The sequence below is a fragment of the Microbulbifer mixtoriginis (SeqCode) genome (genome assembly GCF_052467515.1).
The window spans coordinates 349,165-366,526 of sequence record NZ_CP174314.1 but is presented as its reverse complement, the minus strand read 5'-3'; the positions used below and the strand labels follow the sequence as shown (position 1 = coordinate 366,526).

6 protein-coding genes are annotated in these 17,362 nt (G+C 47.3%); all 6 read right to left on the bottom strand.

Features of this window, described 5'->3' with window-relative positions:
- Positions 1–49: 49 nt before the first annotated feature.
- Positions 50–4,318: a fibronectin type III domain-containing protein gene (locus tag ACJJIT_RS01535; protein ID WP_444899731.1), complete on the bottom strand. Its 4,269-nt coding sequence runs from the start codon at positions 4,316–4,318 to the stop codon at positions 50–52.
- Positions 4,319–4,868: 550 nt separating this feature from the next.
- A complete protein-coding gene (locus ACJJIT_RS01530) occupies positions 4,869–9,506 on the bottom strand; it encodes a fibronectin type III domain-containing protein (protein ID WP_444899730.1) in 4,638 nt (1,545 codons plus the stop codon).
- A 786-nt stretch (positions 9,507–10,292) separates the two neighbouring features.
- Complete coding sequence (locus ACJJIT_RS01525) at positions 10,293–10,598, bottom strand: hypothetical protein (protein WP_444882875.1); 306 nt, start codon at positions 10,596–10,598, stop codon at positions 10,293–10,295.
- A gap of 209 nt (positions 10,599–10,807) precedes the next feature.
- Positions 10,808–11,230 carry a GFA family protein gene (locus ACJJIT_RS01520; protein WP_252083436.1) on the bottom strand — a complete coding sequence of 141 codons (423 nt, stop codon included), beginning with the start codon at positions 11,228–11,230 and terminating at the stop codon, positions 10,808–10,810.
- A 64-nt stretch (positions 11,231–11,294) separates the two neighbouring features.
- Positions 11,295–11,660 (bottom strand): hypothetical protein, encoded by a 366-nt coding sequence (locus tag ACJJIT_RS01515; protein WP_252083437.1) that lies wholly within the window; start codon positions 11,658–11,660, stop codon positions 11,295–11,297.
- 393 nt (positions 11,661–12,053) lie between these two features.
- Positions 12,054–17,231: a DUF748 domain-containing protein gene (locus ACJJIT_RS01510; RefSeq protein WP_444899729.1), complete on the bottom strand. Its 5,178-nt coding sequence runs from the start codon at positions 17,229–17,231 to the stop codon at positions 12,054–12,056.
- Positions 17,232–17,362: the final 131 nt, after the last annotated feature.

Sequence of the window (17,362 nt, the reverse complement as noted above, 5' to 3'; positions counted from 1 at the left end):
ATTATTAACGATGCACCTCACACAATGTGAGATGCACCTATTTATGAGATTAATGAACTACAGGCTTACGTAGTAGCAACAATGGACCAGGGCCATCATCGCCACCACAGTTATCTATATTTCTTGATTTGAAGCGGTGATTAAAGATCAATTCAACATCTTTAACCGCATTGAGGTCTACCAGTGAGCCATAGCGATCTGCCAGCTTGAGCGACAAGCGCCAGCCAGTGGCGGCGACACTACGTTCTTTAAATACATTAGTCACCGTAGAACTAGAACCTGCACCACTATTAAGTACATCTAAATTAGCGGCCATAGGAACCCGATAACTATTACGGAAAGCCAAGTTGGCTCCATCAACAGTATCCCAGAATCGAGTGCTATGGGTAATAAACTCATCCTGAATACCGACGCCATCCTCACTCTCCACCAGAGTTCCTGGTGTTTTACTACGTAAAAAGCTGGTACCGCCATAAGTTAGGTAGGCTGGAGTTTCGGTTTCACCACTAACGCTAAATGCAAGGGGGATATTGAGCCCAATAGTCTCAATTTTATCCAGGTAAGATCCACCTGCAGCTAAACAACTCAGATCGTTATTGTCTGCAATAACTGGCCCCAGGAAGAAGTTACTGCGCGGTAATTCTTTCACAGTACTAAATTCCACGGTTACCCAGGTATCACTGCCGTATTTACGCGATAACAGGCGCAGCTTTTCCTGCAGTGCTTGCTGCGGACTTAAACGAGGACCACCTTGTTGGGCAGGGTCTGGATGTTGGTAGGTCTGTGCAATACCGTTGATATCATCTACATAGCCAAACACATCATCTTTCAGCGAGAAGGTATCCGTCGCCTGCTGAGTGCCACTGAGATTGCGCAACTGATCGAAGGACAACATTTCACTATAGAAATCCCTCAGTTCCTGGGCATTACGCACGTGGAAAATATCTTCCTTTCTGGAGCCAGTCACTGAACCCACAAATGATTCTTGCCACTTGTATTCCAGCGCACTGGCCGCGTAGAACAACCACTTCTGCGCTTCCTCAAAGTGACGCTCTGCACGCAACATTTCCGTAGTCAGGCGGCTGGCATGGATCGGGTCAGCAAAATAACGTTCAGCCAGATTGGCATTAGTAGTGAACATTTGGTTCATAACCCGCTGTGCCTGATTCAGCATGCCGACTAAACGTTCTACTTCTTGCTCAACCGTAGCTTCCGCTTGGGCAATATCCAGCGCGATGGTATTTGCCTCCAGCCACATGGTGCGCACGCGCGCTCGGCTTTCTACATCCAACAATTTATTGCTGCTGTCATTCAGCTTCGCTCGCTCTTCTGCACCCAAGCGAATACTCATTGCTTCTAGCTTGCCAATATCTTTAATGCTCTTGAGATTGATATGACTAGAAACCACCTGATCGATACCTTGCTCTAGCGTGCTTGTATCTCCGGTGTAGTAGGCTTTAATTGCACCACCCACTACTTTCAGGAAGCCATCGCGTTTTCTGGATTTCTCCGCTTCTTTACGAATCTTGGTGATTTGCTTAGAAATGGATTCCTGCTTGGAGCCGTAATCCAGGATGATCTTCGACATGCCGTCGACGATACCTTCCTCCTCCGCACGTCGCTCGATTTCAATTTCAATCGCACTCAGCAGGTCTTCCATACGCTGCAGGTTGTTGCTCAATGCGATTTGCGCGATATCGATATTGTTTGCCTGCAACGCAATTTCACTACCTTGCTGTGCAGACTCTTCAACAATAATGCAGTCTTTGCTAAAGCAGTTACTTGGGAACTCCAAGCCCAACAGGCTGTACAGCCAGTTGCCCAACTGCTGGTGGCGGTCGGTATATTCCGTGGCCAGCTTGTCGGCACTGTGGCGGTAGTTCTCGTAGCTGGTTTTTGCGGCGGCGAGACTATTCTGTGCGGTGGCAATAGGGCCACTGCTGTCATTACCGAGGAAGTCACTCAGTGCATTGAAGGAATCAAACACGGTGTTGCCATCGATACCGTAACCCTGTACCAGCAGCACTGAGTCCTGTGGCAGGCCCAGAATATTGGTTTCGCCCGTGAGCCAGCTCACGGAGTTTTCCAAATCACTGAGATGGGTTTGCCATGCATACACCGCTTCGGGCAGACCAGAGAAACCTTGCACCTGGGTAAAGTCGGTATTCGGGAAGATCGCACGCAATGATTGCTCTTTAGCAATCAACTCACTGCGCAGCGTATTCATCTCGTCAACCATTTGTGCCAGCAGGGTGGTATTGGTCTGTCCGGCAACGACGGCCAGACGCGCTTGCTGCACTTTAGTAGAAGCCAATTTGCTCATCAGCTGATAGAGCATGGTGACATCTTTGTAACCGGTGAATAGTAATTCTGCTGGGGTTACATCTTTTTGTGCCAGGTCATTGGGGTCGTAGTAGCGGGGGCTAATTTGACCACGGGAGGGACCCCATTGTGCTAAAAACTCCGGTGCATAGGTCAGCAGGGAGTTGTACTGCTCCAGGGCATCCTTCAACAACTGGTGTGCAGTTTCTATATGGCCAACTTCGACCTCTACCGCTTCGTTACGCAGGCGGCTAATACGGGCATTATCCAGGGCTTCATTAGCCAGGATCATTTCCGCTACCGCGCGATCGTAGTAAACATCCAGCGTGAAACGTTGCAGGTTTTCATTGTTGGGATGATGAGTGAGCTGCTCAAAAATAAACGCTTCTACCTCTGTAGCGCGGTTACGCTCGGCAGTGTCATACAGGCTGGAAAATTCAACCGTGGCTTCACCACTGGCATAAGGGTTAATCACCGTATTGGTGTTGGTATCAACGATATACATCAGGTCCAGGTAGCGGAAGGCCGCTCTATCCCGGGAGAAAATACCCTGGGCAGGATTTTCCTGGGCCGCAGGTACCTGATCGGCTTCGTTGTAGTACAGCTGCTTGCGAATCTGTACCGTGGGATCCAGCTCCATCGTTACCGTGAAGGTATTACTAAAGTCGGAAGAGCCCGCTTTGTTCGCGGCCTGTACACGATAATCGTGCGTACCGAATACTAATGGAGAGGCATTGTATTTATAGCTATTGCCAGCACCGTTATACACGGTTTTCCAGCTGCCATTATTCATACGTTGCTGCAGCAGATAACTATCAGTTTCGGCAACTGATGGCCAGCTCACAGTATAAGCTTCACCGGTAGAGGAAGGCACAGTGATATAGCTCGGCGCTGCTGGCGCTTGTAGTAAATCTACGGTGGCACAGGCTTCCGGTGAATAGTTGGACTGATCTGTTGAGGTCAGTGCACGCACCCGGTAGCAGTGGCGCCCGTCTTGCAAGTTACTCAGCTGATAGCTGCGTGCAGTGCCGCGATAAAGCTGCTTATTTGCACTGTCTACCACTTGATATTCAACGGTAAGACCGCCTTTTTTAACTTCGCTCCAGCTAAGCTTGACCTTGCCATCCCAGCTGTTGGTTGGCGAAGCTGAGGCTACGGGCACACCAACGGCTCGATCGACTTTAACTGTTACTAACGAGGAGTAGTCGGAGCAGGTGCCCTTGGCATTACAAGCGCGAACCTTATAGCTATAAGAGCCATTGCTAACACCAGAGAAACTCTTACTTAAACCAGAACCATTGTACAGAGTGGAGCCACTGCCATCGACCAACTGATAACTGGTGGCAAACTGCTTGGTATTCCAGCTGACAGTATATTTACCATCGAGGCTGGTGGTGGTATTTAATTTAGGTGTTGGTACGCCAGGACGGAAATAGACTTCTAAATCTTTACTTTCTCGATAGCCAGAGCAAGTGCTATTACAGGCCCGCACTCTAAAGCGGTAAGTACTACCATGGCTCAGGGAAGAAACCGTTGTACTGGTGGATGAACCAGAATAAATATTGCCGGACCAATTGCCGTTATCCTTGCGCTGTTGTACCTCGTAGCGAGTAGCCCCGCTGCTGGCAGCCCAGCTGATGTTAACGCTGCTAGAGGAGGTATAACTGGGAACAGTGATAGAGGAAGGGGTTGATGGGGTTTTTTCTACTTTGAGGGTCCCACCGGTCTTATAATCACTGCACATATCGGATGTACAGGCTCTTACGCGATATCGGTAGCTTCCATTGGATTTACCAGTTTCATTAAACTTGGTGCCAGATGAATTATAAATTCTACTCCAAGAACCCCCATTTATACTGCGATATAGCTCATAGCGGTTAGCTGCAGAACTTGATGACCAACTAATGGAATATGAGCCATCACTATCAAAAGTCGGATAATTTATAGTAGAAGGCGTAGAGGTAACAGTTACCTCACGGCAGGTTTCTCTGGTCATTGGGCGCCCAATAAACCCAGGCCCAACCAAGCCCGCCTCCCCTTCCGCTTTATAACAAAAAGAATAAGTACCATTGGCTGTTAAATTAACAACACGAGAACCAGTTGAAGGAGGATAGCCATCTAAAACTGTCTCTTTGCCATTAAATGTTTGAATAAGAGAGTAATCTTCATGTCTGGTTTCTCCGCTGGTGAGCGTATACTCTTTCCAGGCTAATGTCGCCTTACGATTTGAATAGCTGAGTGTGAAGCTAGATGGCAATTGAACAAAACAGTCGTAAACAACCTGTCCCCTAGATCCACCTATAGAATGCTCACCATCAATCCTACACCCGGCCTGGGCATGTTGTGGCAAGAAACTAAAAGACACAAACCCAACGGCAAATAGTGGGCCTGTCAATTTGAATATCTTTATCATGCTAAATATTAAATACTCTATTCATAAAATAACCTAACAAGCACAACGAAATATGCACAAAAACTTAAGCACAAGAAGGTTAAGATAATTAACGATGCACCTCACACAATGTGAGATGCATCTATTTATAAGATTAATGAACTACAGGTTTACGCAGTAGCAACAATGGACCAGTGCCATCATCGCCACCACAGCTATCAACATTTCTCGGTTTAAAACGATGGTTAAAGATCAACTCAACATCTTTAACCGCATTGAGGTCTACCAGTGAACCATAACGGTCTGCCAACTTGAGCGACAAGCGCCAGCCAGTGGCGGCGACACTGCGTTCTTTAAATGCACTGGTAATCGTGGAATTTGAACCAGTGCCACTATTAAGCACATCCAAGTTCGCAGACATAGAAACACGGTAGCTATTTCTGAACGCCAGCCCAGTTCCCTCAACGGCATCCCAGAATCGAGTGCTATGAGTTATAAACTCGTCCTGAATACCAACTCCATCCGCATTTTCCACCAGAGTTCCCGGAGTTTTACTACGCAGGAAACTAGTGCCCCCATAAGTCAAAAATGCAGGCGTTTCGGTTTCACCACTAACGCTATATGCAAGGGGGATATTAAGACCAACGGTTTCAATTTTATCCAGGTAATTACCACCAGTTGCCAAGCAAGACAAATCACCGTTGTCGGCAATAACCGGCCCCAGGAAGAAGTTACTGCGCGGTAATTCTTTCACAGTACTAAATTCCACGGTTACCCAGGTATCACTGCCGTATTTACGCGACAACAGGCGCAGCTTTTCCTGCAAGGCTTGCTGCGGGCTCAGCCGCGGACCGTCTTGTTGAGCGGGGTCCGGATGTGCATAGGTTTGTGAAATACCATTGATTTTATCCACATAGCCGAACACATCATCCTTCAGAGAGAAGGTGTCCGTCGCCTGCTCTATACTTCCAAGCTTATGAAGTTGATCGAAGGTCAAAAGCTCACTATAGAAATCCCTCAGTTCCTGGGCATTGCGCACTTGGAAAATGTCTTCCTTTCTGGAGCCAGTCACTGATCCCACAAACGATTCTTGCCACTTGTATTCCAGCGCACTGGCCGCGTAGAACAACCACTTCTGCGCTTCCTCAAAGTGACGCTCTGCACGCAACATTTCCGTAGTCAGGCGGCTGGCATGGATCGGGTCAGCAAAATAACGTTCAGCCAGATTGGCATTAGTAGTGAACATTTGGTTCATAACCCGCTGTGCCTGATTCAGCATGCCGACTAAACGTTCTACTTCTTGCTCAACCGTAGCTTCCGCTTGGGCAATATCCAGCGCGATGGTATTTGCCTCCAGCCACATGGTGCGCACGCGCGCTCGGCTTTCTACATCCAACAATTTATTGCTGCTGTCATTCAGCTTCGCTCGCTCTTCTGCACCCAAGCGAATACTCATTGCTTCTAGCTTGCCAATATCTTTAATGCTCTTGAGATTGATATGACTAGAAACCACCTGATCGATACCTTGCTCTAGCGTGCTTGTATCTCCGGTGTAGTAGGCTTTAATTGCACCACCCACTACTTTCAGGAAGCCATCGCGTTTTCTGGATTTCTCCGCTTCTTTACGAATCTTGGTGATTTGCTTAGAAATGGATTCCTGCTTGGAGCCGTAATCCAGGATGATCTTCGACATGCCGTCGACGATACCTTCCTCCTCCGCACGTCGCTCGATTTCGATTTCAATCGCACTCAGCAGGTCTTCCATACGCTGCAGGTTGTTGCTCAATGCGATTTGCGCGATATCGATATTGTTTGCCTGCAACGCAATTTCACTACCTTGCTGTGCAGACTCTTCAACAATAATGCAGTCTTTGCTAAAGCAGTTACTTGGGAACTCCAAGCCCAACAGGCTGTACAGCCAGTTGCCCAACTGCTGGTGGCGGTCGGTATATTCCGTGGCCAGCTTGTCGGCACTGTGGCGGTAGTTCTCGTAGCTGGTTTTTGCGGCGGCGAGACTATTCTGTGCGGTGGCAATAGGGCCACTGCTGTCATTACCGAGGAAGTCACTCAGTGCATTGAAGGAATCAAACACGGTGTTGCCATCGATACCGTAACCCTGTACCAGCAACACTGAGTCCTGTGGCAGGCCCAGAATATTGGTTTCGCCCGTGAGCCAGCTCACGGAGTTTTCCAAATCGCTGAGATGGGTTTGCCATGCATACACCGCTTCGGGCAGACCAGAGAAACCTTGCACCTGGGTAAAGTCGGTATTCGGGAAGATCGCACGCAATGATTGCTCTTTAGCAATCAACTCACTGCGCAGCGTATTCATCTCGTCAACCATTTGTGCCAGCAGGGTGGTATTGGTCTGTCCGGCAACGACGGCCAGACGCGCTTGCTGCACTTTAGTAGAAGCCAATTTGCTCATCAGCTGATAGAGCATGGTGACATCTTTGTAACCGGTGAACAGTAATTCTGCTGGGGTTACATCTTTTTGTGCCAGGTCATTGGGGTCGTAGTAGCGGGGGCTAATTTGACCACGGGAGGGACCCCATTGTGCTAAAAACTCCGGTGCATAGGTCAGCAGGGAGTTGTACTGCTCCAGGGCATCCTTCAACAACTGGTGTGCAGTTTCTATATGGCCAACTTCGACCTCTACCGCTTCGTTACGCAGGCGGCTAATACGGGCATTATCCAGGGCTTCATTAGCCAGGATCATTTCCGCTACCGCGCGATCGTAGTAAACATCCAGCGTGAAACGTTGCAGGTTTTCATTGTTGGGATGATGAGTGAGCTGCTCAAAAATAAACGCTTCTACCTCTGTAGCGCGGTTACGCTCGGCAGTGTCATACAGGCTGGAAAATTCAACCGTGGCTTCACCACTGGCATAAGGGTTAATCACCGTATTGGTGTTGGTATCAACGATATACATCAGATCCAGGTAGCGGAAGGCCGCTCTATCCCGGGAGAAAATACCCTGGGCAGGATTTTCCTGGGCCGCAGGTACCTGATCGGCTTCGTTGTAGTACAGCTGCTTGCGAATCTGTACCGTGGGATCCAGCTCCATCGTTACCGTGAAGGTATTACTAAAGTCGGAAGAGCCCGCTTTGTTCGCGGCCTGTACGCGATAATCGTGCGTACCGAATACTAATGGAGAGGCATTGTATTTATAGCTGTTGCCAGCACCGTTATACACGGTTTTCCAGCTGCCATTATTCATACGTTGCTGCAGCAGATAACTATCAGTTTCGGCAACTGATGGCCAGCTCACGGTATAAGCTTCGCCAGTAGAGGAAGGTACAGTGATATAACTAGGCGCTACAGGTGGCTTCAGTAACGCTACGGTGGCGCAGGCTTCCGGTGAATAGTTGGACTGATCTGTTGAGGTCAGTGCACGCACCCGGTAGCAGTGGCGCCCGTCTTGCAAGTTACTCAGCTGGTAGCTGCGTGCAGTGCCGCGATAAAGCTGCTTATTTGCACTGTCTACCACTTGATATTCAACGGTAAGACCGCCTTTTTTAACTTCGCTCCAGCTAAGCTTGACCTTGCCATCCCAGCTGTTGGTTGGCGAAGCTGAGGCTACGGGCACACCAACAGCGCGATCGACTTTAACCGTTACTAACGAGGAGTAGTTGGAGCAAGTGCCCTTGGCATTACAAGCGCGAACCTTATAGCTATAAGAGCCATTGCTAACACCAGAGAAACTCTTACTTAAACCAGAACCATTGTACAGAGTGGAGCCACTGCCATCGACCAACTGATAACTGGTGGCAAACTGCTTGGTATTCCAGCTGACAGTATATTTACCATCGAGGCTGGTGGTGGTATTTAATTTAGGTGTTGGTACGCCAGGACGGAAATAGACTTCTAAATCTTTACTTTCTCGATAGCCAGAACAAGTGGTATTACAGGCCCGCACTCTAAAGCGGTAAGTACTACCATGGCTCAGGGAAGAAACCGTTGTACTGGTAGATGAACCAGAATAAATATTGCCGGACCAACTGCCGTTATCCTTGCGTTGTTGTACCTCGTAGCGAGTAGCCCCGCTGCTGGCAGCCCAGCTGATATTAACGCTGCTAGAGGAGGTATAACTGGGAACAGTGATAGAGGTTGGGGTTGATGGAGTCAGCTCTACCTTTATGGTTCCGCCGTTCTTATAAGCACCACATAAATTCTTTGCGGTGTTACAGGCTCGTACACGATATTGGTAGTTACCACTAGAGCGGCCACTTTCATTAAAGCTAGTTCCAGAACCGTTATAAACCCTGCTCCAAGAGCCACTATTTACCCTACGGTAGAGCTCATACCGGCCTGCACCAGTACTGGAAGACCAGCTAACCTTGTAAGCCCCATCACTATCGAAAGTGCCGTAATTGATACTGGAGGGCGCTGCTGGTTGAAATATAACGTTAACGGTATGAGTGCCTAACTTAACTTTTTTAAACTGATTTGCCGGACACGATGTAACCTCTTCTGGTGGAAATCCAATATCACCTACTTGGCAATACTCATGCCAGTACTCATAATAATATTTACCCGCCGAAGATACAGTTATATAAGCTCCTGAGGGATCACCATCACCTGGAGACATCAAAGAGATATTTCGGGTGTAGTTCCCATTTTTGTATTCTCTCAAATAAAGAGCCATCGTACCAAATTTAAAGGTACTCTGAGGCTGTAGAAAATACTTACCATCAATATCTATGTCCGGCCCGCTCAAGGCAGACCCATAAGCAATAGCACTGACACTTAAAACCTGCAGCACAAAAAAGTTACGAACAAAAGTCAACATGTTAAAAAACCAAACGACAGAGATCTAAACAGATCGAAAAATAAAAACCTCAACCTCAAAAACAACAGCAAATAGAAAGCTCTTCACCTTTAAAGAACCCAAAAGCAGCTACTAAAAACAACAACACATGTGACTTTCCTCCCTTAAGCACCCATCATTCCTTTAAAGACAGTTTATTGCGGAATCCCCAACAATAAAATACACGCCGAATTCTATCGACGAGCAAGGACCTCTTTCAAGAAAAACACGCCAATTATTTTATTTATTTTTATTTCCACACACAGAAAAAGGATATTAATAACCTCAAAATGGTACAAATATCCTATTTAAAAACTGAAAAATAGATTTTTCTCCACTAACCTAAAAAACAAACAAGCCTAGCGAAAGCTTTTACACAAAAAAACGAACAAAATTAAAATTTCAGAAAACCTTGAACAAATTCAACAAGAACAATTAAACACCCCACTCAAACCGACATCAAAACTTAAGAGGTTCCTGCAATTTAAAAAAACCACAATTAAGAAATAATTAACCCGAACAAAAATAACTTATATTTTCAACACCCTAAAAACACAGCAACATCAAAAAATTATATATAGAACCTTTAAGCACAGAGCAGGCATCAACACTAAAGTTAATCACACTCAACCTTAAAGATTAAAAAATGTAATCTCATAAATCCTGCAATTAAAACAGTCTGCAGTAGCAAAGAAATGTAGCAGGAAAATGTAGTAGGGAAATATTCCGGGAGAGATACGCGCTACTTAAAAGTAACGCGCAATAAATCTAGCGGCCTAAAAATAAAACCAAAATAGCAATAACCAAACCAACCAACAACACCCATACTCCTCGAAGCATCAAAGAGCGAGCATACTCCGCTTCTTTATACCGCAACGCATAGGGAATTCCGGTAATCGGGCCAAGAAATATAGTGACAATTCCCCAAACCCAGTGCTTATTACCCAAGGCAGTCAATGCAGCCATTAGGCCCCCAAACCAACACAGGGTCACACCTATGACACATACTACCAAGGCGATTATGGACCACCACTGATTGGCCAGGAAAATTTCTACTATCTGTGTTTCTGTCATGGCACTCTGCCACTCCCTATTACTACTTGATCATTGCAAATTTTCAGGCCCTTTTCACAGCTTGATAATGCTGCTTCCAGATAGCCCAAATTACCCACGATTTGCTATGGGCACAGCCGCTTTCAAACCGATAGCGCTGTTAGCGAACAATAGTAACCTTAAAGGGGGACAAATGGTCCCCCCAAAAGTAACCAGGAGTGTGTGATCACTTACTCTCCGGAAAATTCAGTGACCAGCTCCAGGCCGGTTATGTTTCTGGTCTCATTGGCAAAGCTATAGTATGTGGGCTTTTCATCAATAAATATCTGATGGGTCATTGTCACTTCTGGGGGAAGTTCGAAGATACCCGCAGGAACTGAATACTGCTGGGTTTCCTTTAAACGGTAGAAGAGATGGGAGCCACAATTGGAACAGAAACCGCGTTCAGCCCAGTCCGAAGAGTCAAATACAGATACATGCTCCTCACCAGAGATTTCCACACTGGTCTGGCAGTCCACCGCCAACAGTGGACCACCGCTCCACTTTTTACACATGCTACAGTGACAGACTCCAAGGTCAGAAGAAGGCAGCTCGGCCTTGATGGTCACAGAACCACACAGGCAGCTTCCCTGTACTGGATTAGTATCACTCATATTTTCCTCTCTCTTCTGTAAAGCTATAGAAGCGTACACTTACTAACTGTTGCCACAGGGCAATCTAAGACTCATAAAACTTACAACGGCGCTTGAACCAGTTAATTCTTTTAGTGTGATTCTCTGGGCAGTTTTCCATACACTGGCTACCAAGCGCTTTCAGGGTGATTGCCTCTGGGTAATTTGCCACTACTTCCCCCGCAACGATATGACGAAAACCTGGTTCGTCTGCCGTAATAAGAAAGTGGTTTTCTTTATTACCAATTAAGATTTTTTCTCTGGCCATAGCATAAACCTGGAATTCCCACATCCCCCAGGAGCTCCATTTATTCATAACCAGGCATGTAGACATGGTTTTTAGAGGTTGCTGCTGCTCAATAGCAAATGAAGAACTTGAGAACAGCAGTAGGAAAAATATAATTATTCTCATATTCAATCCCTGAATACTTATAGCAGTAAATAAGTTGACAGATAGTCGCAATATCAGTAGTAAATAGCACTACCCAAAGAGAGGTATACTCATCCCAACTATGTCACAAAATTGAGAAGCACTTCAAAATATGATAATATGATTTACCTTTTGGGCATTTATAACCCAAACTTCACTGAAAAAACATAGAATATCTTGCAGATTTTATTGATAAATAAAGCAAGCTAGAATATAGAAAGTATTTCATTTATTAATAACAACATATCTCCACACTGATAAATATAGCCACTTAAACTTCTACTAAACACTCATCCAAGAGGATGATATATCTCCACCATAGAGAATAAGGCACCCCATCAAATATCAACTTTCTTTAGAAATATACCACTGATATTAATTAGAAAATTCAACTCTTGGATCACCAAAGTCACGTCCCATATAATCCGGTGCGCAAGGAATAAGCTCAGCAGCCGGGATACCTGCATCAATCAAATAGCGCTCAACTTTTCGACTGCGTTCTAAAGCTAGCTTCTCGAATTCTTCACGCAAGAAAATCGGCGGCCTACGGTAGAAATTTGATAAAAATCTGCGACTACCGCGTAGACCAATTGTTGAATTTGGGTACATTGCATTCCAATCCCTGGCATTGGCAATACCACAAACACCAGGACGTGCATCCGGATGTTTATGTAACACTGCAACCATTTGCTGAAGTTGTGCCAGCGCCAATCCACTTAACTCCGCACTGCCGGGAGCAAAATCGATAGAATCAAAGGACTTCGCCATAAATCGCCCCCAGGCCAATTTAGCCAAAAGATAAATACCATAGGGGGTGAAGTAACTAAATAAAGCATCCATAATGGCTTTATGTAATAACTCGCTGAAGACATACTCCATAGAAAATTTTGGATCGCGGATATTGCCGGTTACGGGCATACCAAATTTCACATTCCCCTTACCATCTTTTAACAACCAAAGGGCAAGGTTCAGAGGGATAAACCTCTTCTTAACTGGTAATTGATCATCTTTTCGTACACGCCGAACCTTTATTTTTTCCAACACCACATCGGCAAAGGCATTTAATTGATTTTCATAGACATGGATATTCACCACCGCATCCATCTGCCCCTGCAGTATCTTGAAACCGAGTAGCTTGGCCATATAAGGCGTAGCCGGTATCAGATTTACATTAGCTAAGTAACCGGTCAGATCCGCATTCCATTTTTTTTGCCCCAAGTAGTCTATTGTCCCCCCTAATTGAATATCGCCAAATCCACCGGGGCGGCCATTCGCGACAATCACAGCTGGAGGATGCTCCCCCACATTACTGATATCGCTGAGATTAAGATTGATATCGCGTACTGGCAGCCGTGCGCGAAACTCATGTTTTCGATCCACCCAGGTAAAAGTACCATGGCGTAGGTGGATATCACCAATATGGTATAAGAGTGGAGGCCGGTGTTTTTTCTTCCTATGCAGATATTGATTAATCGGTATCCCTCGCAGTTCGGCAATCTCCCAGGTTACCGGAAACTGACCCTGCTCATCCCTCAACAAGATAAAACGTGGGCGCAGGAAATCGATAAAATCAATCGTCAATAACTCCATACGCTTATGGAAACTCAAGCCTTTAATATGCAACAGTCTAAAGTCCCCAATGGTACTGTGGCGTTCAAACTCGGGAACACCAGGATCCCGGTTGAAGAAATGGAAATGTACGGCCTCCCCCCAGGCGAAGTACCATTCTTCTGAATTCATAGAAAAGTGGGCAATCTCTATACTCTCCCCCTCTACTAATAATTCGCCTCGTGGTGAAAAAAGATCAATATTCTCAACCTTAAACAGTGGAAGAGTTAGCCCGTGTACGCCATTGAAGTTACCATCCAACTCAACGGCTCCGAGTTTGAAGCAATGAATCCCTTGATCAAAATAACCGGCGGGAATACAGCTGGCGATACTCAGAAGCCGTAGTTGTTGTACTCCTAGAGATCGTCCCTCCAAACGCAATTGCTCCACTTGCAATCTCTGCGTCTTCAACAACGGGAAAGACAATGCTTGCGTAAAGCCCTTCTCATGCATTTGTATTTCCGCCACACTGATGTCCCTGAGCAGAAAAACCCTCCCGGTCGCCCCTTGTAGACTTTCCATACCTCCCAAGCGTAATTGGCTCAACTGATAACAAGGGGCAATATTTTTGTCTTTCAAAAGTCCGGCGGGTAAACAGCCACTGGCACCCTGCACCCGTACCAGTGCCTCCCCCTCAAAAGAGATATTATCCAGCTGAAAGTTGGGTATTTTAATTGGCTCAGTACTTTTGCGTGGAATAGAGAGACCAGCTAAATGTAAGGAGCCCTCAAGAGTAAAAGGCCGACTTAGGGATACGCGCTGCAAACCTGGCATATACAGCTCATCGACGCCATAACAGCTCCGCGTATCTCCAGCTCTGGATCGCTCAAGCCTTTCTATCGTTACAATCTTGCCGGAGTCTGGCAGGCACACCCGGGTATTGAGAATCTTTAAGTCGGCAACAGAAAAGTCCTTCCCACCATTCCAGTTGACTCCCCGCCAACTCAACTGTTGCAGGCCTGCCTGCAGGAAATCTCTGCCTTTTTGCCAAAAAGCGATTGGACCAGTGTAAACAGCGCCAGAACTAATCCGATCAATGCTACTTTCAAAGCCGATACTAATTGGGTTACCCGTAAATTTTATCTGTGGTGTTTCAATACAGTCAGCCAGGTTTGCCCTATCGATTTCACTAGGGAACAGGCGCTGTAAACCACAAACTAAGATATTGTCGATCGTTAAATCGTAGAGATCGATGGAGCCGGGGGAAAAATAAATCCGAGGAATGTCAAGTTTTGCAAACTGCCAAATGGGCTCGGCAGAGGCAGCACGGGTAAATTCTGTCACTCCCAGTGACACCCCACTGCTATTGATAGAGTGCAAGTCCCGACTGTATATACAATGGGGGAGTTTTCCCATTATGCCCTGTCGCTGTGGTAGACAAGCCAAAAGGGACTCTGCAGACAGCTTGTCAAACTTTATTTCTGAAGTGGCAGCACCATTGCGGGACCAGAGAAATTCCAATTCTGGCAGAGAAAGCTGTTGAATATCCAGCGCAGCTATTCCGTCCATCTCCAGCAGTTGAATCTGAGCAATGCTGGAGTCATTCAAATTGGCCGATGCTTGCTGTCGACCAAACTCCAAGTGGAAGGCTTCGCCTAAATGCAACTTCTGCAGGTCTATACAGCGAATGTGAATATCAGAAAGTACCGCGATATCCGGTAGGCAAATATCCAGTATTTCCAGTGCACTTTCAGGCAAGGCGATATAAGTGCTGAGCGCCGCTGCTGGTAAATAACGGATTCTAACCAGTGGTAAATTCAGGTCTTCAATATTTAGCAGGGAGCGATTTTGCGTCGTGTGTGCCAGAGCACGCTCGATAGAAAATTCTGCAGTGGCAATATCAAAGCCTCCGCGCCAAGCAATGCGAAGAGGCTGTTGCTGGCGCAAGTCACGAAAGTCAAAGCAAGTGGGCATTTCCTCAAGTGGCAGAGAATCCCGGTAAATTAACCGTGCCCAGGAGTCTGGTAAGCAACCATCTAAGCGCTGCAAACTGGCATTTTCCAGTTTGAAGTTTGGCGCATTCACACTGGCCATTTGGTTACTGGCCTGAGGCCCCTGTTCCTCTAGATTGCCCTTCTCCGTACCATAATCCGCGTCTATCGGGCCGATACTTGATGCCATGGCGCTGGCAGCCCAGGGATCTTCAACGGCTTCGCGGCGAAAATATCCGCTGCCGTTGGCCATTTTCTGTAGTAAAAGCCCTTTATTACCGCTGGGGGTTTCCCCCAACATAAGTCGTTGCACCCCCAATTTGCCAAAAATGGCATACCCATCCTCACCTGGTTGCCAGGCAAAATTACCTCGTCCCTTAAGACTGCTGAGCTGGGCGCACAAGGGCCCCAAGCCCTCAGGCAGCAAGCCTCGCGATAAACAACCGGAAAGGGATTCCAGGGAAAAATCCTGAATAGAGTAAGGTGTATCCGATGCTAAAGTGTCGATACCCTCCCATTTTAATTGACGCAGTCGCAGCCTCTCTTCTGCCAATCCCTCTAGCTGCATCTGTCCCAGATACATTGGCCCACTAGCAGCTCCCCATGGAATCGACTTTGACTGCGAACCAAAACGCAGCGCCACTTTTTCCTCTCCACGTAAACCAGCTAAGCGCACGCAGTGGTCGGGTTTACCCCACAATTCACCGGGCACACAGCCGCTGGCACTATCCACCGATAAACTGCCCACTGAGAGAATTCGGCTGGCCTTATCAAACTCCAGTGGACCCAGCCGAGCTTGCTGTGCTGTCAGAGGCTGCCTGTGGGGCTGGGCGACATCCACATAGCGCACCTGTTGGGCGCGACTGGGACCGGTAATTATTTTGAGCGGTTGATTCCAGTCAAACTTGGTAGGACCGGGGAGATTCAGGGTAGTGGCTCGCACACAAAAGTGGTGTTTGGCATCGCGTAAGTGCTGTGGACACCAATCGAAGGCGGTAGCGCCCGCACGACGCCAGCGCAGCCGTTTAATCGGGCGAACATAATCAAAATCGCGGATAGTAATGGTTTCTGCGCGCCAGTCCTGCCAACGCTGATCGCTGCGCCGCAATAAAACACCTTCGCCATTGGCACGGCGCCACTGCGCCATAGCGACACGACCAAAATCAAATTTTAAATCCCCAGCGACTTTCAGACGACGCGCTGCGGCACAGTGGCCGATCAAGCGCTGTAATCCGTGAATCGCATCGGCCCACTGTTGTGGCGGGCAACTGGAAAAAAATTCTGCGTGGAAGGCATCCGCTTCGGTGCGCAAACTAGGCCAACGAAAATCCCCAGACTTCAAGTGCAGATGCGCCAAAGTAGTGTTATATCGCCCAGACTTTCTCTCTCTGGCTAATAATTCGTGTAATTCAATCCCAGCAGCGGCAATATCAACTTTTAGGGGAGCATTTCCTTTGCGCCACAGCCCCAGGGTGAAATCCCGCGCTCTTATATCGCCAATGTAAACGCAGGAGGCTGTAGACCAGATGGGCTTGTGTAAATAGCAGAGTTCGCTATTACGAATTCGTGCTCGCTCAATTGCCAGCTTAAAATCCCTATCCTTGCGCTCAACCTGTGCCAAATCCCAGCCGCCCACCTCCCATTCTCTGCGCCATTCTCCCGGCACAGATTGCAGATCCATATAGGCGCCACTAATAGAGACTCGAGGCAGATTGGCGCGACCACGCAGCAACTGCCACCAACTGTAATCCAGCAGAATTTCCTGGGCGGAAAACCCTCTCCCTTCGCGGTTGATTGCACGCGCATCCACAAGCAACAAGCTTAAGTCCAGCAGAGACACTCGAAAGTGTTGCGCCTGAAAATCCAGTCCGCGTTCGGCCATCCATGTACTGGCCTTATCGCGTACCAAACCGGAAAGCACGAATGAAAAGCCTTCCAGCAATAATAATCCGCCAATCAACCACCACAGCAGGTGATGAAAGCGGGCATTATGACGGGCAGGCTCTGTTGGCATTGGAAAAATCGCGCCGCGAAATGAGTTGAACGCAAGCTGCAACGACAGCCAAGCCCATAAAGTAAAGACCAGCCCCACAGTTTTTTTTACCCTGGCGTCGCGATTCGCGATAATGAAGGCTGACGTCGTGT